This is a genomic window from Micropepsis pineolensis (assembly GCF_055392125.1).
On sequence record NZ_AP042408.1, the window covers coordinates 2,893,260 to 2,912,521 of the forward strand.

Annotated in this window: 18 protein-coding genes and 1 riboswitch; of the genes, 6 read left to right on the forward strand and 12 right to left on the reverse strand. The window is 58.1% G+C overall.

Translation table 11 applies throughout. The features are described 5' to 3' along the window. Positions 1 to 65: 65 nt before the first annotated feature. Positions 66 to 271: riboswitch (cobalamin riboswitch) on the reverse strand. After that, positions 241 to 1,101: an ABC transporter substrate-binding protein gene (locus ACZ5RI_RS12950; RefSeq protein WP_464513631.1), complete on the reverse strand. Its 861-nt coding sequence runs from the start codon at positions 1,099 to 1,101 to the stop codon at positions 241 to 243. Its footprint overlaps the riboswitch before it by 31 nt. Positions 1,102 to 1,186: 85 nt before the next feature. Between ACZ5RI_RS12950 and ACZ5RI_RS12955 the strand changes: the two genes are divergently transcribed. Next, positions 1,187 to 3,034 (forward strand): aspartyl protease family protein, encoded by a 1,848-nt coding sequence (locus ACZ5RI_RS12955; protein ID WP_464513632.1) that lies wholly within the window; start codon positions 1,187 to 1,189, stop codon positions 3,032 to 3,034. Positions 3,035 to 3,162: 128 nt separating this feature from the next. Then, entirely contained in the window at positions 3,163 to 4,764 is a 1,602-nt protein-coding gene (locus ACZ5RI_RS12960; protein WP_464513633.1) for a DUF5605 domain-containing protein, read from the forward strand. 60 nt (positions 4,765 to 4,824) lie between these two features. Here ACZ5RI_RS12960 and ssb read toward each other — a convergent pair whose 3' ends face one another. The 4 genes from ssb to ACZ5RI_RS12980 all read right to left on the reverse strand — a co-directional run bounded on the left by ssb (position 4,825) and on the right by ACZ5RI_RS12980 (position 8,119). Continuing rightward, on the reverse strand, positions 4,825 to 5,301 hold the full coding sequence (gene ssb / locus ACZ5RI_RS12965; protein WP_464513634.1) for a single-stranded DNA-binding protein: 477 nt from the start codon (positions 5,299 to 5,301) through the stop codon (positions 4,825 to 4,827). A gap of 136 nt (positions 5,302 to 5,437) precedes the next feature. Continuing rightward, positions 5,438 to 6,202, reverse strand: a complete 765-nt coding sequence (locus ACZ5RI_RS12970; RefSeq protein ID WP_464513635.1) for a hypothetical protein — start codon at positions 6,200 to 6,202, stop codon at positions 5,438 to 5,440. A 237-nt stretch (positions 6,203 to 6,439) separates the two neighbouring features. Then, entirely contained in the window at positions 6,440 to 7,150 is a 711-nt protein-coding gene (locus tag ACZ5RI_RS12975; RefSeq protein WP_464513636.1) for a hypothetical protein, read from the reverse strand. A gap of 234 nt (positions 7,151 to 7,384) precedes the next feature. After that, a complete protein-coding gene (locus ACZ5RI_RS12980; RefSeq protein WP_464513637.1) occupies positions 7,385 to 8,119 on the reverse strand; it encodes a hypothetical protein in 735 nt (244 codons plus the stop codon). A gap of 258 nt (positions 8,120 to 8,377) precedes the next feature. Here ACZ5RI_RS12980 and uvrA point away from each other — a divergent pair, with 258 nt between their 5' ends. Continuing rightward, positions 8,378 to 11,275: an excinuclease ABC subunit UvrA gene (gene uvrA / locus ACZ5RI_RS12985; protein ID WP_464513638.1), complete on the forward strand. Its 2,898-nt coding sequence runs from the start codon at positions 8,378 to 8,380 to the stop codon at positions 11,273 to 11,275. A 512-nt stretch (positions 11,276 to 11,787) separates the two neighbouring features. Here uvrA and ACZ5RI_RS12990 read toward each other — a convergent pair. From ACZ5RI_RS12990 to ACZ5RI_RS13015, 6 genes are all read right to left on the reverse strand, one after another. Next, a complete protein-coding gene (locus tag ACZ5RI_RS12990; protein ID WP_464513639.1) occupies positions 11,788 to 11,988 on the reverse strand; it encodes a hypothetical protein in 201 nt (66 codons plus the stop codon). Between the two features lie 116 nt (positions 11,989 to 12,104). Then, positions 12,105 to 12,485 carry a glycine cleavage system protein GcvH gene (gcvH, locus tag ACZ5RI_RS12995; protein WP_464513640.1) on the reverse strand — a complete coding sequence of 127 codons (381 nt, stop codon included), beginning with the start codon at positions 12,483 to 12,485 and terminating at the stop codon, positions 12,105 to 12,107. A 111-nt stretch (positions 12,486 to 12,596) separates the two neighbouring features. Next, positions 12,597 to 13,175: a PAS domain-containing protein gene (locus ACZ5RI_RS13000; protein ID WP_464513641.1), complete on the reverse strand. Its 579-nt coding sequence runs from the start codon at positions 13,173 to 13,175 to the stop codon at positions 12,597 to 12,599. A gap of 163 nt (positions 13,176 to 13,338) precedes the next feature. Continuing rightward, positions 13,339 to 13,875: a PAS domain-containing protein gene (locus ACZ5RI_RS13005; protein WP_464513642.1), complete on the reverse strand. Its 537-nt coding sequence runs from the start codon at positions 13,873 to 13,875 to the stop codon at positions 13,339 to 13,341. A 149-nt stretch (positions 13,876 to 14,024) separates the two neighbouring features. After that, on the reverse strand, positions 14,025 to 15,788 hold the full coding sequence (argS, locus tag ACZ5RI_RS13010; protein WP_464513643.1) for an arginine--tRNA ligase: 1,764 nt from the start codon (positions 15,786 to 15,788) through the stop codon (positions 14,025 to 14,027). Continuing rightward, a complete protein-coding gene (locus ACZ5RI_RS13015) occupies positions 15,785 to 16,351 on the reverse strand; it encodes a hypothetical protein (protein ID WP_464513644.1) in 567 nt (188 codons plus the stop codon). Before ACZ5RI_RS13015 ends, argS begins: the two co-directional genes overlap by 4 nt. Positions 16,352 to 16,642: 291 nt before the next feature. On the opposite strand from ACZ5RI_RS13015, the gene thrB reads away from it, so the two are divergent. The 3 genes from thrB to ACZ5RI_RS13030 all read left to right on the forward strand — a co-directional run bounded on the left by thrB (position 16,643) and on the right by ACZ5RI_RS13030 (position 18,410). After that, on the forward strand, positions 16,643 to 17,602 hold the full coding sequence (gene thrB / locus ACZ5RI_RS13020; protein WP_464515602.1) for a homoserine kinase: 960 nt from the start codon (positions 16,643 to 16,645) through the stop codon (positions 17,600 to 17,602). A 2-nt stretch (positions 17,603 to 17,604) separates the two neighbouring features. Next, positions 17,605 to 18,027 (forward strand): ribonuclease HI, encoded by a 423-nt coding sequence (gene rnhA, locus ACZ5RI_RS13025; protein WP_464513645.1) that lies wholly within the window; start codon positions 17,605 to 17,607, stop codon positions 18,025 to 18,027. 212 nt (positions 18,028 to 18,239) lie between these two features. Beyond that, on the forward strand, positions 18,240 to 18,410 hold the full coding sequence (locus ACZ5RI_RS13030) for a hypothetical protein (RefSeq protein ID WP_464513646.1): 171 nt from the start codon (positions 18,240 to 18,242) through the stop codon (positions 18,408 to 18,410). Positions 18,411 to 18,481: 71 nt separating this feature from the next. Here ACZ5RI_RS13030 and ACZ5RI_RS13035 read toward each other — a convergent pair whose 3' ends face one another. Next, positions 18,482 to 19,255 (reverse strand): peptidylprolyl isomerase, encoded by a 774-nt coding sequence (locus tag ACZ5RI_RS13035; RefSeq protein ID WP_464513647.1) that lies wholly within the window; start codon positions 19,253 to 19,255, stop codon positions 18,482 to 18,484. Between the last annotated feature and the right edge of the window lie 7 nt (positions 19,256 to 19,262).

Sequence of the window (19,262 nt, forward strand, 5' to 3'; positions counted from 1 at the left end):
CCTTCCAACGTCGCCGCCGTCGCAAAACCTGCGACTTCTCCGGCAAGGCGCACCCCGGCCCTGGCAGTGGACGACAGATACCGTCAGGTCTCCTGGCTTTAAGCGGCCGGCCCGTAACGGACCCACTTCTGAGCCTTCCCAGCACGAAAGCCAGTGGCTCAAAAACAACAGTGCCGCCGACAGTTGCGGGGGCAGCCGCGTCTATGATCCGCGTTCCCTGCTCGGCATCCTGAAGCCCTTCTAATGCCCCGACGCAGGCGGCGCAAGCCTTGCCGCCCGCAGCGCGGCCGCATCATTGACCAGCGTGGTAAAGGAAGTGACAGCATCGGCTGCCCAGGGACCGGCGCACAACAGCTCGGGCAGGCGCTGGAACCGCATCAGGCTGCGCCCTTGCAGGGTTTGCAGGGCCGGATGATGCAGCACACGATAGGCCAGCGCACTGCCTACCTCGCTTTCCCCACCCAGAATGAGCAAATCGGGTGCCGCGGCAACAACCGTCTCGACCGGCAAGGTCCCGCGGGCCCCTTTCAGCAGCGCGGGGGCCATATCATCGCCCCCGGCAATGGCAAGGATTTCATCGGCATAACCCGACACGCGGGCATAGCCATTGGGCTGATAGAGAATGGCCCGAACCCGACCGTGCGGGGCAGCCGCCCGGGCCGCCGCCAGTTTGGCATCCATCGCCGCCAGCAGGGCCTTGGCCGCTGCCGGATTGCCCAAGCTGTCGCCCAGCATCATGGTGGCGCTGCGGATATCGGCCAGACTGTCGGCCCATGGCACATCCAGCACGTCGATATGCAACTGTTTCAGCGTGGCGCGTAAGCGTTGATTGGTTCCGGCGTACATCACGACCAGATCGGGTTTCAGCGCCAGAATAGTTTCCGCCGAAGGGTGAATGGTGCGGATACCGGCCGCCTTGTCGGCGATGGTCGAGACCTGCGGATGGCGATCGGTCGCTTCATAGGACAAAGCGGCGATATGATCGCGCGGCACCAGCCGGAAAACATACTCGTCGGCACAAAGATTCGTCGAAACGATGCGTCTGTACGGCCCCGCCGCCGCATCTAGTGATACAGCGATGCCCCCGGCCAGCAGAGCCATGCAAAGCACGCATAGCTTTGAAATATTGCGATACACGCGATGCCGTCCTAACTTTCGATACCGGATAAACGGAAAAGTGGAGCCCATGCAAAGATTTCTCACGAGCGTACTGACAGGCCTGTTGCTTGCCGGTTCCCTGACCTGTGGCGCGCAAGCCGCCCCATCGGTGGCACAAATTCTGACCGCCAACAAGGCCGCAGTTGGTCAGCCCCCCAAGGGCAAACCAACGTTACAGACCGATTATGCCCTGACCGCCTTTGGTATGACCGGCACCGTCACGATACAGACCGACAGCGTGCAGGGATGGAATGTGACCCGGATGGTGCTTGGCGCGATAAAAGAGAATAGCGGGTTTGACGGACGCAGCCCCTGGGATCAGGACACCTCAGGGGTTGTGACCACACAGGATACCGAAGAGTACAAACAACTGGCTGTCAATCAGGCGTATCGCGACAGCAATACATGGTGGCGGACGGATCGGGGCGGCGCCATCATTACCGCTGTGCAAAAAACAGAAGACGGAAAAAACTATACCGTTCTGACGGTAACGCCCAAAAACGGAAAACCTTTTGACGCCTGGTTTGATGCCACCAGCCATCAGCTGGCCAAAGTGGTGGAAAAACACGCTGCCGATACGAACATCTCGCGCTTTAGCGCCTACAGCGCCGTCAGCGGATACAAAATACCAACGAAAATCACCACGGATACCGGCAAGGGTGAGAAATACCTTATCACCCAGACACTGACCAAGGCGCGGTTCCTGCCTGCGCAAAAGCAGACGGATTATGCCCCACCCAAAATGCAGGTGGCGGATTTTACGATTGTCGGTGGGGCCACAGAAACCACCGTGCCCTTCACGCTGGTCAACAATCACATCTATGGCACGGCAAAATTTAACGGCAAACCGATTACCGCCATTTTTGATACCGGCGGTTTGAATCTGGTGACGCCGAAAACCGCCGCCGGGCTGGGCTTGAAAACCGAAGGCACCATACCGGGCGGCGGAGCCGGTGAGGGTATTATGGAGGGCGGTATCAGCCATGCCGACCGTATAGACGTCGGTGACGCCACAATCCACAACCAACAGATTTTCATCCTGCCGCTTGATGCCATGGCGCATGTGGAAGGCATCCCGATGCCGGGCATGATCGGCTATGAAACCTTTCGCCGCTTTGTTACCCGCATTGATTATATGGCGGGCAAGCTCACCCTGATTGATCCGGCCAAGTTTGATGCCAAAGAGGCCGGAACCGAAATTCCCTTCATACTCAATGAACGCGTCCCGCAAATTAAAGGCAGCTTTGAAGGTATTCCCGCCACCTTTGATATCGACACCGGATCGCGCTCAGAACTGACCGTCAACAAACCCTTTGCCGAACGCAACAATTTGCGGGCGACGCATAAAGGCGTTGATGCGGTTTCGGGCTGGGGTATCGGTGGCCCATCGACCGGTTATGTCACACGCGTCAGCGAAATTACGCTGGGCGACGTGAAAGTGCCGAATATCGTTGCCGATCTGGCCGACCAGAATAAGGGGGCCTTTGCCGGGGATGATTATAACGGCAATATCGGCAGCGGCCTCCTGAAGCGTTTTATCGTCACCTTCGATTATGCGCATCGCAAAATGTATCTGAAACCGCAACCCCTGCCGGTGACCGATATCAGTGTCTATGACCGCGCTGGCATATGGATTAATCAGTCAGCGGATGGTTTTGAGGTGGTCGCCGTGACCAGGGGATCGCCCGCCGAAGCGGCGGGCTTGCAAAAAGGCGATCACATCACCGCGATTGACGGTAAACCGGCCGCAGACATGTCACTGGCCGACACCCGCAAACGCTTACGCAACGACGCCCCCGGCACAAAGATCGATTTCAGCATCAGCCGTGACGGCAAGGCGCAAAACGCAACCATCACCTTGCGCGATCAAATCTGAACCGCAACCAGCGCATAGCAAAATACAGCCCCCGGCCGATACCCGGGGGCTTTCTTTTTATGAGTGGTTGCCCGCCCCCACCGGCCTGATAAAGTTACCCCCGACGCATCAGCGAAGATGAGGAAGCCATGCCCGAAACCACCGCCATCACCCGGCGTACCGCCTGCGGGCTGGCAGCCGCAGCAGGACTTTCGGCGTTGGCAAAACCCGCTTTTGCCAATGGCGAAACGCTCCGGGCCCCGCAATGGGGCGTGGTGGACGTTGTTCTGACGGGACCATCAGAAGGCACCCCGGATGCAAACATCTGGCTCAGTGCCACATTCAAAAAATCATCCCTGTTCAGCAAGGATGAGGAACATAGTGTGCTGGGCTTTTACGACGGCAATGGCACCTATCGCATCCGCTTCAGCCCGCCCAAGCCGGGGACCTGGTCCTATCTGACGCGCAGCAACAATTCGGCACTGGATCGTAATACGGGCACGATCGAGGCCAGCGACCCCGCCCCTGGCAATCATGGACCGGTGCGGGTGGCCGATAGCTTTCACTTTGCCTATGCCGATGGCGCACCGTTCAAACCCATCGGCACCACCTGTTATGGCTGGATTCACCAGCCCGCAGATATTCGCGCCCAGACGCTGCAAACCCTGGCCGGCGCACCATTCAACAAGGTGCGTATGCTGGTGTTTCCCAACGGATCACTTACCACCAACGAAGCGCTGTACCCCTTTATGGGCGTGCCGAATGACTGGGATTATGATCGCTTCAACCCGGAATTTTTCCACCGGCTGGAAGAAAGCGTGGCGGCGCTGGAAACGCTCGGCATCGAGGCCGATATTATTCTGTTCCACCCTTATGACGAAGGTCGCTATGGCTTTGACGCCCTGCCGGACAAGGTCAATGCGCGCTATATCGAGCACCTGATTGCACGGCTGGCCCCCTATCATAATGTCTGGTGGTCGGTGGCCAACGAATTCGATCTGATGAAAGAAAAAACGATGGAGGATTTCGACCATTATTTCGAAATCCTGCAGGCGCACGACATCTACGATCACTTGCGCTCGATCCATCACATGCGCCGTTTCTACGACAATGCGAAACCGTGGGTGACCCACAGCAGTATTCAGAGCGGGGCGATTGCCGAAGATGATGAGCGCGCCATGCTGCTGCGCGATGTCTGGAACAAGCCGGTGGTGCTCGATGAAGTCAAATATGAGGGCAATCATACCGCGCGCTGGGGCCAGCTGAGCGGCAAAGAACTGACATCACGTTTCTGGTTCGGCACCATCGCGGGCGTCTATGTCGGCCATGGCGAATTCATCGAAGATGCCAGCCATCATATGTGGGTTGGCACTGGCGGTCAGTTACGCGGCACCAGTGCGCCGCGCATCGCTTTTTTGCGCAAAATTCTCGAAGCAGGCCCGCGCCATGGGCTCGACCCGATCGACAAATGGCAGGACCACCATATCGCGGGCGTCGCCGGGAAATATTATCTGAAATATTTTGGCGATACGGCGCCCAAAGACTGGGCCTTCAGCCTGCCCAAGGCCGGGCTGGAAGACGGCGACAGCTTCACGGTCGATATTCTGGATAGCTGGAACATGACCATCACGCCGGTGGCGGGCAAATTCACCGTCACGGCGCAGGGGGCGTATGATTTTGCCGATCAGGACGGCCGCAGCATCGCCCTGCCCGGCAAACCCTGGATCGCGCTCAGAATACGCAAAACCTAGGGCAGATACGAAAAAGGGCGGCACCGGGCCGCCCTTTTTATTCTGTACGGTTCTGAAACTTCAGAACGGAATATCGTCGTCCATACCGCCACGGTCGAAGCTGGCCGGGGCTTCCGACGCGCCGCCAAAGGCCGAACCGGCATCCGAGCCGCCCGCCGCCGGGCCACCGAAACCACCACTGCCATTGCGGCTGTCGAGCAGCACCAGTTCACCACGGAAACGGCTGAGCACGATCTCGGTCGAATATTTCTCGACACCGTCCTTGTCGGTGTATTTGCGGGTCTGCAACTGGCCTTCGAGATAGACCTTGGTGCCTTTGCGCATATACTGCTCGGCGACCTTGGCGAGGTTCTCGTTGAAGATCACCACGCGATGCCACTCGGTCTTTTCCTTGCGCTCACCGGTCGCCTTGTCGCGCCAGTTCTCCGACGTCGCCACCGAAAGATTGACGATCGGGTCGCCATTAGGGGTCCGGCGAATTTCCGGGTCGCGCCCCAGATTGCCCACCAGAATGACTTTATTGACGCTGCCGGCCATGCTCGACTCCTAAATAGTTCGCCAGGACGTTACCTCCTCGTCGAGGCAAGTGCCACACCCCGTCCCGCGCGCAGTTGTGGACGTAATTCGCCCCCGCCCCGACATGCACCCGTAAAACGGGCGTCAGGACACACCGCTACTTCTGAGCAGACACCCCCAATGTGTCAAGCGTGGTGTATTTGCGCACATAGGCGAGGTCCAGATCGCTCTTGGGAATGAGGTAGGTGCAGGCCGCGATGACTTTACGGTCACCATAGGCATCAAAGCGATAGGGCGGCTGGGAGCCGGGAATAACCCCGACGGCAGGACCGGGACCAGCATTCGGATTTGCCCCGTACGGCATCCCCCCTGCAGAGACCACGGCATTCTGTACGGAGGTAAAGAAAGATGAGCCCAGATCACCAAAAGGGTTCTGGGTGTCAAACAGCGGCGTAAAGGGCCGCCCCGGCAAATCCAGCGCACCCCGGACGTAATTTTTGACATCCGGATCTTTCAACCGCCAGCCGCAATCTTTCTGCTCCAGTCGTTCTGGTGCAAAGGCCAGCGTCATCAGCAACAATTTCATGATGGCGGTGGCGAACATCTGGGCATGATCCCGGGATTGCCCCGCCACCTCGGTCCAGCCGATGCCAAAGGTCAGCCAGTAATTCTTGCCTTCCCACAGGGTGAAAAAGGCCCCCTTGGTCAGGGGAACATGCACACCATCGCCAAAGTCGATGTAATTGGGATGGCCCCGCACCACCTTGGCCGGCGGCATTTTGGCGTCCCATTCCCGCAGATTACCTTCGGCATCCTTTTTCAGTTCCCCAAAGGCCAGATCGTGGATCATACGATCATGCGCGGTCTCACACCCGGCAAGAAAAAGGGGCAACGCTGCAAGAAAATATCTTCTGTCAAACATGTTTCTCTCCCGCTCACTATCCTATTAAATGTAATACGAAGATAAAATAGTTAAAGGTACAACATTTAACAAATTGACGCACGCGTCACACTTATAAAATGCAGACAGCGTCTACAAAACTTCATTCTAATACTATTTTTTTCGCATTAAACTGCATACATACTGTTTTATCAGCGCCAATTCGCGCATAAGAAGCGCTTAAATTGTGCACTATACTATACTTTTATTTTACTGCAGTTACCCCGCAGGGCGAACATCTTTTGGTCCACCGGCGGGTGTCAGGGTGTCGAGCACCGCAGATTTACGCACATAGGCGAGGTCCAGATCCCTCTTGGGAATAAGATAGGCGCAGGCGGCAGCGATTTTATCATCACCGAAGGCACCAAAGCGAAATAACGGGGCACCACCGGGCATACCACCTGCGCTCATCATGGCGTTTTGTGACAAAGCAAAAGATTCACTGTAACCGCCAAATACATCCTGCGTGTCGATCTGTGGTGTAAATGGCCGGCCCGGCAGATCCAGCGCGCCCCGAACGTAGTTTTTGACGTCCTGCACCTTCAGCCGCCAGCCGCGATCTTTCTGTTCCAGCTGTTCCGGCGCAAAGGCCAGTGTCATCAGCAACAATTTCATTGTGGCGGTGGCAAACATCCGGGCATGTTCTTTCGATTGCCACACCTGCCCGGTCCAGCCGATACCGAAGGTCAGCCAGTAATTCTCCCCCTCCCACAAGGTGAAAAAGGCCCCCTTGGTCAGCGGCACATGCACGCCACCGCCAAAGTCGAGATAATTGGGGCGCCCCCGCACCACCTTGGCTGGCGGCATTTTGACGTCCCATTCCCGCAGATTACCTTCGGCATCCTTTTTCAGCTCCCCAAAGGCCAGATCATGGATCATACGATCATGTGCGGTCTCACACCCGGCAAGCAAAACGGGAAGTGTCGCCAACAAAAATCTTCTGCTCAACATATTTCGCGCCCATCATTTCTTTCAATCAAATGTAGAACAAAGAAAAAATGGTTAAAGCGAATAGGTTTGACACTATTGACGCAGGTGTCAGCTTTATAATCAGTGGACAGTGGACACACTAATTTTGCACACAGCGCAAAATATGGCCGAAAACCTGAAAATTACATCGTAAGATTCAGATCTGACCGGCCATATTGCACACTATACTTTACTTTATTTCGGCCCGCTACCGGACCCGACATTAGCCCCGGCTTTGCCACCGGTCGGCGTCAGGGTATCGATCTGGGCGATTTTGCGCACGGTATCCAGATCGACATCCTTCTTTTTGAGGATGAAGCAGGTGAAGGAATCAACCTTGTGATCGCCCAGAATATCGACCGGCAGCACCGCCCCGCCCGAACTGCCCGGCATGTTCGACGTCTGGCCGAGCGAGGCCATCGACATTTCCGCCGAGGCATAGGCCGTGTCCATATTGCCGAAGCCCAAACTGGCATCGGTCTGCGGCGCAAACGGCTTACCGGGCAACTCCAGCAGCCCCCGCACGTAATTGCCCATATTCTGCTGTTTAAGCCGCCAGCCGCCATCGGCATGCTCCAGCCGCTCCGGTGCAAAGGCCAGCGTCATCAGCAACAGCTTCATGGTGCCTTCGGCCGCCCGCATTGCCATGCCATCGGCCTGATAGGACCGCGGCGCGCGCCCGGCACCATAGGTTAGCCAGAAGGTTTTACCTTCCCACAGGGTCAGAAAGGCATACTGATTGAAGGGGATTTTAAGGCCGTCGCCAAAATCGAGCACATTCGGATGACCACGGATCACCTTGGCCGAGGGGACTTCTTCGCCCGCCCCCCAGACATCCTGGGTCCGCCGGGGCGGAATATCACCCGGCTCCCCCGCGCACGCTGCCAGAAAGACCGGTAAACCAGCCAGCACCATACGTCTGTTCAGCATTTTTTCTCCCCAAAGCAGTTATCATCTGCCGTCAGGCTGGCAAAATACCCCGCCGCAGCAAACGTGTCCCGCCCACATTGTGCCATATTAGTCCTTCACGCCAAGCCTAAAACCACGCGGACACTGGTACTCTGCGGGGAACCTCTGTACTGTTCCTGAAACGTTCCAGTGCAAAACCGCGAGGGAGGCTATTTCCTGCCTTGCGCCCGGCCCAAGCCTTCGCCATAGGTACGACCTTTCGGAATATAGGGATCGAAGTTGAAGTACATCACCATCCGCGGTGCCCGCGAGCACAACCTGAAAAATATCGACGTCAAAATTCCTCGTGACCAGCTTACGGTGATGACCGGCCTGTCCGGTTCGGGCAAATCCTCGTTGGCCTTCGACACGATTTATGCCGAAGGGCAACGCCGCTATGTCGAGTCCCTGTCGGCCTATGCCCGCCAGTTCCTCGAAATGATGCAGAAGCCCGATGTCGACCTGATCGAAGGTCTGTCACCGGCGATTTCCATTGAACAGAAAACCACCTCGAAGAATCCGCGCTCGACCGTCGGCACGGTGACCGAGATCTATGACTATCTGCGCCTGTTGTTTGCGCGCATCGGCGTGCCCTATTCCCCCGCTACCGGCTTGCCGATTGAAAGCCAGACTGTCAGCCAGATGGCCGACCGCATTCTCGCGCTACCCGAAGGCACCCGGCTTTACCTCAACGCCCCGATCGTGCGCGGGCGCAAAGGCGAATACCGCAAGGAATTTGCCGAGCTGCAGAAAAAGGGCTTCCAGCGCGTTAAGGTCGATGGCGAATATTACGACATCCGCGACATCCCTGCGCTCGACAAGAAGCTGAAGCACGATATCGAAGTTGTGGTTGACCGCATTGTGGTCAAAGCGGATCTGGGCAACCGCCTGCCCGATTCCATTGAAACCGCGCTGGCGCTGACCGATGGTATTTTCATCGCCGAATATGCCGATGAAAAAGACGACAAGGGCGAGCCGAAAAAGATTCTGATGTCGTCCAAATTCGCCTGCCCGGTATCCGGCTTCACCATTGCCGAAATCGAACCCAGGCTGTTCTCGTTCAACAACCCGCATGGCGCCTGCCCCAACTGCGATGGTCTGGGCACACAGCTGCATTTCTCGGCCTTGCTGGTGGTGCCCGACAGCACGCTGCCGCTACGCAAAGGTGCCATTGCCGCCTGGTCGAAGACACCCTCGCCGCTTTATTTGCAGACGCTGGAAGCCTTGTCGCGCCATTACGGCTTCTCGCTCGACCTGCCGTGGGAAGAACTGCCCAAAAAAGTGCGTGACATCATCATCCATGGTTCGGGCGAAGAAGAAATCAAATTCATCTATGATGATGGTATGCGCCGTTACGAGGTCAAGAAAACCTTTGAAGGTGTCATTCCCAATCTTGAACGGCGGATGAAAGAAACCGATTCCGCCTATGTCCGTGAAGAGTTACAGCGTTTTCAGGACGACAGCCCGTGCGACATGTGCCACGGCTACCGCCTGAAACAGGAAGCGTTGGCGGTCAAGATTGATACCGTCCATATCGGTGAGGTCTGCGCCATGCCGATCCGCACCGCCGATGCCTGGTTCCGCGACCTCGACAAGAAGCTGAACAAACAGCACAAGGAAATTGCCGCCCGCATCCTCAAGGAAATTCGCGAACGGCTGAAATTCCTGGTCAATGTCGGTCTGGAATATCTGACACTGTCGCGCGGCGCGGGCACCTTATCGGGTGGTGAAAGCCAGCGTATCCGTCTGGCATCGCAGATCGGTTCGGGCCTTACCGGCGTGCTCTATGTGCTCGACGAACCATCAATCGGTCTGCATCAGCGCGATAACCAGCGCCTTCTGGACTCGCTCAAAAGCCTGCGCGATCAGGGCAACACCGTGATCGTGGTCGAGCATGACGACGAAGCCATTCTGGCCGCCGATTATGTCATCGACATCGGCCCCGGCGCGGGTATCCATGGCGGCAAGCTGATCGCCGAGGGGACGCCTGAGGAGATCATGGCCAACCCGAAAAGCCTGACGGGCAAATATCTCGCCGGGATCGAGAAGATTGATGTGCCGACCAAGCGGCGCAAAGCGGCCTATAACCGCTGGCTGAAAGTCAGTGGCGCATCGGGCAACAACCTCAAAAATGTTTCTGCGGAAATCCCGCTTGGCACCTTCACCTGCATCACCGGCGTGTCGGGCAGTGGCAAATCCACCTTCACCATTCAGACGCTGTTCAAGGCGGCATCGCGCAAGCTGAACGGCTCGAACGAGCATCCCGCGCCTTTTGAAAAGATTGAAGGGCTGGAATATCTCGACAAGGTGATCGACATCGACCAGTCGCCGATCGGTCGTACGCCGCGTTCCAATCCGGCAACCTATACCGGCGCGTTCTCGTTCATCCGCGACTGGTTCACCGAACTGCCGGAATCCAAGGCGCGCGGCTATCAGGCCGGCCGCTTCTCGTTCAACGTCAAGGGCGGGCGCTGCGAAGCCTGTCAGGGCGACGGCGTCATCAAGATCGAGATGCACTTCCTGCCCGACGTTTACGTGCAATGCGATGTCTGCCACGGCAAGCGCTACAACCGCGAAACCCTGGAAGTGAAGTACAAGGACCATTCGATTTCCGACGTACTCGACATGACAGTCGAAGCCGGTGCCGAACTGTTCAAGGCGGTCCCGGCCATTCACGAAAAGCTCGAAACCTTAAAACGCGTCGGTCTGGGCTATATTTCGATCGGTCAGCAGGCCACCACCCTGTCGGGCGGTGAAGCCCAGCGTATCAAGCTGGCCAAGGAACTCTCGCGCAAAGCCACCGGTCGCACGCTCTATATCCTCGACGAGCCGACCACCGGTCTGCACACCCACGACGTCAAGAAACTCCTGGATGTGCTGCACGAGCTGGTCGAAAGCGGCAACACCGTGGTGGTGATCGAGCATAATCTGGAAGTCATCAAGACCGCCGACTGGGCGGTCGATTTTGGCCCCGAAGGTGGCGATGCCGGTGGCCTGATCATCGCGCAGGGTACACCGGAGCAGATTGCCAAAGTGGCCAAAAGCTATACCGGCAAATATCTCAAGCCGCTTCTGGAAGGCGCCTCGCCGAGCCAGTCGCTGGCCTCCAGAACCAAAAAGAAAAAGACGGCCGAGTAAGCCGCCACAGACCAAAAAGCCCCCGTCAATCGGGGGCTTTTTTTATGCCTGATCCGCGGCCGATAAAAAAGGCCCGCCGGATAGGGGGCGGGCCAAGGGAAACGGGGGAAGTACTGTCAGGCAGAGATGTCTACAGTTTTGCCCACCTCAGGGGCCGTCATGGATTGGGAGGCTTGGGTCGTCGCGGCAGGAGTGCTTGACTGCTGGGGGGGCTGCCGCGATGTGTCTTTGATCGACTGTAACGCTTGCATTGCTTGGGTAGGATACTGAGCTGTCATTCCGGAGATATTCATAACGGGAATTCACCTCTGCCTGCGAAGCAACCTAAGCACGATATTTGAAAAACAACCAACCAATCCTGGCTACAGCGTTAGAAAATCCTTATCACGCGCCTTGCCCGGCCGCAGGATTTTAGCCCCAGCGCGAGGGGGCTTTATTAAGCACAAAAACAAAAAAGGCCGTTCGGGGCCGTCAGGCCCCGCGGCCGAATACACCTTAAAAAAATCCGATCGTCAGGCGGTGACGTTGACCATTCGGCCGACATCATTGCCCGCCGCAGCCTTGACGGCGGTTTCGCTTTCATCGCGGGTGCTGTCGGTGGTCTGACCGGTAACGCCCTGAACCTGCTGGGGTTGCCCCGGAGCTTGCGTTGCACTGATCTGATTGGTGGTGGCCTGATAGGGCAGGCTGGTCGAGACGCTGGAAATGGACATGGGGTTCTCCTTTCTGGAGTACGCACAAGGCCTATTATACTCTGTAAGCGCCGGTCATGGAAGCGTGGAGGCAGGCAGAATAAGTTCCTTTTTTCCCGCGGGGGGGACTGCCGCCTTCAGCCGCCCAGACTGGCGATCAGGGTGCCATATTCTTCGGCCGACATCAGACGGCTGAAATCCGGCTCCACCGGTAGTTCCAATTTGAACAGCCAGGCCTCGCCCTCAGGATCTGCATTGATCAGCCCGGGTTCATCGTTCAAAGCCCGATTGACCTCGCGCACCACACCGCTGACCGGCGCATAGATTTCACTGGCGGCTTTAACGCTTTCGACCACGGCCACTTCCTCAGCGCCAATGACCGGCTTGCCCGGCGCAGGTAATTCAACGAAAACGATATCACCCAGTTGCTGGGCGGCAAAACGGGTTATGCCGACAATACCGATGCCATCCGCAACGCGTATCCACTCATGCTGATCGCTGTAGTACACATCTCTCATCTTGTCCTCCGTAAGACTTTTGGGGGCGGCGCAAATACGTGCAAAAAACGCTGCCAGCACCCCACGCAAAACGACCAGCCTGGGGCACGCACATCACAAGATACAAAACGTTTATGCAACCGGCACATCACCAGAACAGGGGGCGGCAGAGGCTGGCGTGGTGGAGCGGCCCCCCTCGATATGGGGAATAAAGCGCCCGGGACCATTGCCACGAAACAGCTGCAGAATCTCAAGCGGTACATCGCATTGCACCGCCCCAAGGATAGTGTGCAGGGATCCTTGCTCGTTCGCAAATGGAATCAGCATGCGCTCGACACCGATCCGCCGCTCGTCCGGCCAGACCAGTTCGCCCGACTCGCATAGCGGATTACCGCTGGCCACCACGGCATTGTAGTTGCGACGCATGGTGTCTTTCAGCGCCCCGTCCGGCAAATGGGACAAGGTGAGACCAACGATCTCGACCCCGTAGATCTCCTTCATATAGGAACCGCTGAGCTTGAAGAAATAATCCGTACCATCGCCAACCAGCTCGATGACATAGAGCTGCCCGAGCAGATAGGTCGCGTGGCCGGGCCGAAAATCGTGCCAGTATGGCAGGGGCTTGGCCGCGGTCAGCTCCTCGCAATAGCGGGCTAGCCGGACAAGGTCAGGATCCTGTAACCGACGGTATAGCGCCGAAAAATCCATCATTCCTCCCACCGTGAACTGGTGTGATGGCCTTCATGCGGGACACCGCCCGCACACGCCGCAGGGGGTATTTTACCCACTTTCCACGGTTTCGCAGCCTGATTTTTGCCGGGCCCCCCGAACTTCCTGTGGTGTGCGGCCTAAAGCCCCGAACCAACAGGCAATATCACGGCGCAGGAGGCTCCCAGCCGCGCATTCTGGCCATGCCCCTGCCCCGAAACAGCACGAGATTTTCCCGCGGCACGTCACTGACCACCGCGCCCAGAAGAATCGTCACCGCGCCAGAGGCGTCCGCAAAGGGGATCAGCAGATGACCGGTTTTATAACGGCCTGCATCGGGCCAGTAGAGTTCCGGCCACAGGGCGTGGGGGCGACGGCACGCCAGCACCGCGTCATAAACTTCGGCGACCGCATGGCGGAAATCATCACCGCGGGCATCGCTTAAAAATTTACCGCGCAGATCGTCGCCAAAATATTCCGGCAGCAAAGCCCCATAGGAGCGATAGCGGTAATCCTTGCCGCCGTCAGCGCCGTCATTGACCTGTTCGGCGACATAGAGCGCGGCCATCAAACGCGGCACGGCCGAGGGGCGAAAATCGCTCCACGCCGGCACATCCGCAGGCCCTGCCAATTTCGCACAATATCCCAACAACTGCGCCAAATCGGCATGCAGCCTGGCTGTATCAATTCTGGTGCAATCCATACCACTTCCTGCAAGCCGTCCGCGTGGGCCGCATCCCGCCCGTCTTCGACGTTGATTGCATCAACATCGCATGCGGCACAGGTGTCAGGAACTGTGAACCAACTTTGTGGTTATGGGAGCCTTACCGGAACGATCCAGATTTGGCAGGCTTACATCCGTTCGGGCACTTCAATACCCAGGATATCCAGCACCTTGCTCAAGGCCGCCACGGTCAGCTTACACCAGCCCAGACGACTGGCGCGCAGATCGACATCCGTCTCCGACAGAATATGGTGGGCGGCATAAAAGCGGCTGAAGGTTTGCGCCAGCGTAAAGGCATAGTCGCACAGGATATTCGGCGCGCGCTTGTCTTCCGCCCCGGCCAACGCATCAGGCAGCGCCAGCAGCTTCAGCGCCAGTGCCCGCTCTTCTTCCGAACGGATAACCGGGGTGCCGACGGCATAGCCCTCGCCTTCCGCCTTGCGTAAGATCGAATGGGTGCGCACCGCAGCATACTGCAGATAGGGCCCGGTCTTGCCTTCAAAACGGGTAAAGCGTTCCGGATCGAAGATGTAATCGGTCAGACGGTAATTCGACAGATCGGCAAATTTCAGCGCCGCAATACCAATCTGTTTGGCAATGCTCGCCCGTTCTTCCGGCGTATAATCCGCGCCCAGACCGGCCTCGGTCAGCCGCTTGTCGGCTTCTTCGGTGATCATGGTGATCAGGTCGAACAGCTTCATCACCCCGCCGGCGCGGGTTTTGAACGGCTTGCCATCGGTGCCGTTCATGGTGCCGAAACCGGCATGTTCCAGCACGGCCTTACCCTTGAGGGCGGCCTTGTCGGCGGCGCGGAAGACCTGTTCGAAATGGGTATGCTGACGCTGATCGACGACATAGAGGATCAGATCGGGATCAAAGCTTTTGACCCGGTCAACAATGGTGGCAAGGTCGGTGGTGCCGTAGAGCGCCGCGCCGTCGGATTTGACCAGCAGCAGCGGCGGCATTTCCTTCTTGTCGTCCTCGCGCACCACGTCGATGACCCATGCGCCCTCGCTCATATGGGCCAGACCGCGGGCCTTCAGATCCTCGACCATCGGCTGGACAAAGGCATCCGCATCGGATTCGCCCTTCCACAGATCGAAATGGACCCCCAGATTGCCATATTCGCGTTTAAGGCCTTCCATCGACACGGCGACGAACGCTTTCCATAACGCGACATAGCCGGGCCGACCGGCCTGCAGGCCAGCGGTGGCCTGACGGGCCTTTTCCAGGCGTTCCGGATCAGCCTTACAGGCGGCAGACGCTTTGGGGTACATGACCGCCAGATCGTCCATCGTCACCGGTGCTTCATCCGGGTACGGGCCGCTATAGGTTTCGTCGAAATAAATCGGGTGCGAGCCAGCCAGTTCGACTTCGCTGATGAGCTGGCCCATCTGCAGGCCCCAGTCGCCCAAATGCACGTCGCCGATGACCTTCCAGCCCTGGGCCAGAAACAGACGGCGTAAGGATTCCCCGATGATGGCCGAGCGTAAGTGACCGACATGCATTGGCTTGGCGACATTGGCCCCGCCATAGTCGAGCACCGCAACCTTGCCCGCACCGCTGGCCGGGCAGCCCAGTGCCGCATCATCCGCCACCGCTGCCATGCGCTGGCTTAAGGCATCATCGGTGACATCCAGATTGATAAAACCGGGACCGGCAATCTCGACCCGGGCAAACAGCGGATGGTCTTTCAGCCGGGCGGCAATTTTTTCGGCCAGCGCGCGCGGATTGGTGCGCTGGGCCTTGGCGGCGATAAACGCGCCATTACACTGAAACTGTGCCAGATCAGGGCGATCGGAGACCTGCACCTGACCATAGCTTTCGGCCAAGCCTTCGACCACGAACGCGGCAGCCGCGATCGCGCTCAGTTCGGAAAGCAAGGGAATCATGGCTCGTATTGGCCCATTTTCTTGAGATAATCGATCTGCGCCTGGGTCAGCTGGAACCCGACAACATAATGGTAGCTGATCGGCTTTTTGCCACGCGAGGGCTTAAGCAGCACATCGTCGATATCGGCATCAGCGGTAACGTGCGAAACGCCCACCGGGAATTCGACGTCCTGCCAGTAAATCTGCTTGTCGAGCACCCGGCCATTGGTGGTCAGCGCCACGAAATAGGGCACGCGATAAGTGGCTTTTGCCCCACCGGCCGGCCGCGAGATATCGAAATGCAGCTTGATCTCGGAACGGGCCTTATTCTGCTTGGAGCGATAATCGCATTCCAGCGAGCTTTGGGAGAGCGTGGCGTTGTAGATCAGACTGGTCGGATCAGCCTCTTTGGCAGGATCGAAAGCGGGCAGTGTCGCCGCCGCCGCCAACACCACCGCGTCGGGGCATTTTTCCTTACGGTCGCTGTTGAGATAGTTGGCAATCGATTCATAAACCGAGCACCCGCCCAACAGGCCGAGCGCCAGCAGGCACGCCGAAGCTTTTAACAAGAATGAATGTTTCATGGTCCTACCGAAACGCCAATTACGGCATTAGCCGTTTACGAAATGGCCCCACACGCGGGGGACAGCCCAAAAAGGAGCAACCCAAGTCTCACTACCGGCCCTGTGTAGCAGCTCGTTTTCAAAAAGGCGAATGAATCCATGTCGTAAAGATGGGCAGAAACAACCTTTTCAACCGCCGGGCGCCACCCCGGCCATTTTGTCCCGCCGCACCGGGGGCCGGACAAGAATTCGCGCCTAGCGTTCAAGTCGAATATGCCATACACCAGTGCCGCACTGAGCACGCTGGATATCATGGCTGTCTATACCGAGGTTTCGTTCGAGGATCTGGACGAATTCCTTACCCAATACGACATTGGCACCCCCCTCAGTTTTAAAGGCATCGCCGAAGGGGTGGAAAATTCCAATTATTACCTCCAGACGACCCAGGGCGCCTTCATCCTCACCTTATACGAGAAACGGGTCAACGAAGCCGACCTGCCCTATTTCCTTGGTCTGTTGAAACATCTGGCCAGCCAGGGCGTGACCTGTCCGCTGCCCATCGCCGACAGGACGGGCAATCTGCTGGCCAATCTCAATGGCCGCAAGGCAGCGCTGGTCACCTTCCTGACCGGTCTGTCCTTACGCCGGCCCGAAGCGGTGCATTGCGCTTCCGCCGGGGCAGCGCTGGCGGCGCTGCACAAGGCGGGCCTCAGTTACGAACTGACACGGCCCAACGGTCTGGGTCCGCAAAGCTGGCGGCCGCTGGCCGAAGAGTGCCTCTCCCGCGCTGACGAAGTACAGGACGGGCTGGCCGATCTGATCGCTGACGCGCTGGACAGCATTGTTCCGGCCTGGCCAAAGGATTTGCCCGCCGGGGTGATCCATGCCGATCTGTTTCCCGACAATGTGCTGATCATGAACGATGCGGTGTCCGGCCTGATCGACTTCTATTTCGCCTGCAATGACTATCTCGCCTATGATCTGGCCATCATGCTGAACGCCTGGTGTTTCGAGCCGGACGGCGCCTTTAACATCACCAAAGGCCAGCATCTGCTGGCGGCCTATCGCCAGCACCGCGATGTCAGCGCTGCCGAGGTCGCCGCATTGCCCATTCTGGCACGCGGGGCGGCCTTGCGCTTTCTGCTCACCCGGCTATACGACTGGCTGAACCGCGATCCGTCGGCGCTGGTGCGCCCCAAGGACCCGCGTGATTATTCGCGGCGCTTGCGCTTTCACAACAAGATCCATCACGCGAGCGATTACGGCTGGTGAGCATGAATGTAGAGATTTTTACCGACGGCGCCTGTTCGGGCAATCCCGGCCCGGGTGGCTGGGCCGCGATCTTACGTGCCGGTCCGCACGAAAAAGAAATCTCCGGCGGGGAGAAGGCCACCACCAATAACCGCATGGAGCTGATGGCGGCGATTGAGGCGTTCAAAGCGCTCAAAGGGCCGTGCGACGTCACCATCCACACCGATTCGCGCTATGTCTTAGATGGCGCGACCAAATGGATGAAGAACTGGAAGCGCAACGGCTGGAAAACCGCCGATAAAAAGCCGGTCAAAAACGACGATCTGTGGCAGGCGCTGGAAATTGCTGCCGCCCCTCATGCCGTAAAATGGAACTGGGTGCATGGCCATTCCGGCCACCCCGAGAACGAGCGTTGCGACGCGCTGGCCCGCGCCGCCATTCCGTAACAGCCATACAGATTTTATGGATTTTTCAGGCGCGGGCCCATCACGCGCCGGTTACCATTTGTCAGCCATACGGATAAATTTACGCCTTTTTGTTGCATATCAACGACCCGGTAACACCTTCTGCGTGCATATATAGGCAGACGGGGTGGCCATGCCATGGCCCACACCTTCAAAGCTTTAAGGAACCCCGCGTGAGCAATTAGGAGGCTGCCATGTACGCCATTCTGATCCGCCCCAACGTCATCACGCCACAGACATACGCGACACAGATGCCCGAGCTCGAGACCACACGCACCACAGACACGCTGCGCGCGGTGTGGCAGCCGGATGATAACGGCCATCCCATTCTGCGCTGGGTTCCGCGCAACACGCTGAAAAACTAGCGTCAGATCGAGACCAAAACAAAAAGGGCTGCACAACGCAGCCCTTTTTTATTGTCGGAACAGAAGCCGGATTATTTGTGTTTTGCCTTCGCCGCAAGTGCCGGCGGCGCAATCACCTTGAGTATCCGTACCGGCGTTTTGGGCGCAGCATCCTTGAACGGGCCATAACCGCCTTTGGTCGGCAGTTTGGCAATGGCATCGACCACATCCATGCCCTCCTCCACCGCCGCGAAAACGGCATAACCGGTGGTGTTGGGCTTATCGCCAGCTTTGGGATCGAGCGGGCTGTTATCGGCCAAATCAATGAAAAACTCGGTATCGCCGGTGTCTGGCTTGGTATCGCGCGCCATCGCCACCGCGCCGCGGACATTTTTAAGCCCGCTGCTGGTTTCCAGCGGGATCGGGCCACGGTGCGGGCGACCATGGCCGGACATATCCACCCCGCCCATCTGCACGACGAAATGGGGCACAACACGATAAATCACCGTGTTGTTGAAGAAGCCTTCGCGGGCATAGCGCAGGAAGTTCTGCACCGTGACGGGGGCATGTTCCACGTCCAGCGCCAGCGTGATCGTACCCAGTGTGGTGACGATTTTAACCCGCGGACCCGTGGGCGAGATTGGCGCTGCAACCGGTTCGGGGCCTGCAGGCGCCGGGACCACCGGGGCCACCGCCGCGCCATCAGCGGCGGGGGCGGCGCTCTGCGGCGTGGTCTGTGATTGAGCCTGCGTCTGGGCCTGCTGCGTCTGGGCCGTGCCATCACCATCCGCTGCGGGCGGATCCGCCCACACCGGTAACGCCAGCACCGCGGCACCACACAGACCAAACAGAGCGGAACGGATCATCGGCATT

Excerpts from the sequence above, each read along its gene's own strand:
- ACZ5RI_RS13000 (WP_464513641.1), bottom strand. The coding sequence starts at position 13,175 with ATGATGGATTTTTCGGCGCTATACCGTCGGTTACAGGATCCTGACCTT.
- ACZ5RI_RS13015 (WP_464513644.1), bottom strand. The coding sequence starts at position 16,351 with ATGAAACATTCATTCTTGTTAAAAGCTTCGGCGTGCCTGCTGGCGCTC.
- ssb (WP_464513634.1), bottom strand. The coding sequence starts at position 5,301 with ATGGCCGGCAGCGTCAATAAAGTCATTCTGGTGGGCAATCTGGGGCGC.
- ACZ5RI_RS13035 (WP_464513647.1), bottom strand. The coding sequence starts at position 19,255 with ATGATCCGTTCCGCTCTGTTTGGTCTGTGTGGTGCCGCGGTGCTGGCG.
- thrB (WP_464515602.1), top strand. The coding sequence starts at position 16,643 with ATGGCTGTCTATACCGAGGTTTCGTTCGAGGATCTGGACGAATTCCTT.
- ACZ5RI_RS12990 (WP_464513639.1), bottom strand. The coding sequence starts at position 11,988 with ATGTCCATTTCCAGCGTCTCGACCAGCCTGCCCTATCAGGCCACCACC.
- ACZ5RI_RS13030 (WP_464513646.1), top strand. The coding sequence starts at position 18,240 with ATGTACGCCATTCTGATCCGCCCCAACGTCATCACGCCACAGACATAC.
- ACZ5RI_RS12960 (WP_464513633.1), top strand. The coding sequence starts at position 3,163 with ATGCCCGAAACCACCGCCATCACCCGGCGTACCGCCTGCGGGCTGGCA.
- argS (WP_464513643.1), bottom strand. The coding sequence starts at position 15,788 with ATGATTCCCTTGCTTTCCGAACTGAGCGCGATCGCGGCTGCCGCGTTC.
- ACZ5RI_RS12950 (WP_464513631.1), bottom strand. The coding sequence starts at position 1,101 with ATGGCTCTGCTGGCCGGGGGCATCGCTGTATCACTAGATGCGGCGGCG.
- gcvH (WP_464513640.1), bottom strand. The coding sequence starts at position 12,485 with ATGAGAGATGTGTACTACAGCGATCAGCATGAGTGGATACGCGTTGCG.
- ACZ5RI_RS12955 (WP_464513632.1), top strand. The coding sequence starts at position 1,187 with ATGCAAAGATTTCTCACGAGCGTACTGACAGGCCTGTTGCTTGCCGGT.
- rnhA (WP_464513645.1), top strand. The coding sequence starts at position 17,605 with ATGAATGTAGAGATTTTTACCGACGGCGCCTGTTCGGGCAATCCCGGC.
- ACZ5RI_RS12980 (WP_464513637.1), bottom strand. The coding sequence starts at position 8,119 with ATGCTGAACAGACGTATGGTGCTGGCTGGTTTACCGGTCTTTCTGGCA.
- ACZ5RI_RS12970 (WP_464513635.1), bottom strand. The coding sequence starts at position 6,202 with ATGTTTGACAGAAGATATTTTCTTGCAGCGTTGCCCCTTTTTCTTGCC.
- ACZ5RI_RS13005 (WP_464513642.1), bottom strand. The coding sequence starts at position 13,875 with ATGGATTGCACCAGAATTGATACAGCCAGGCTGCATGCCGATTTGGCG.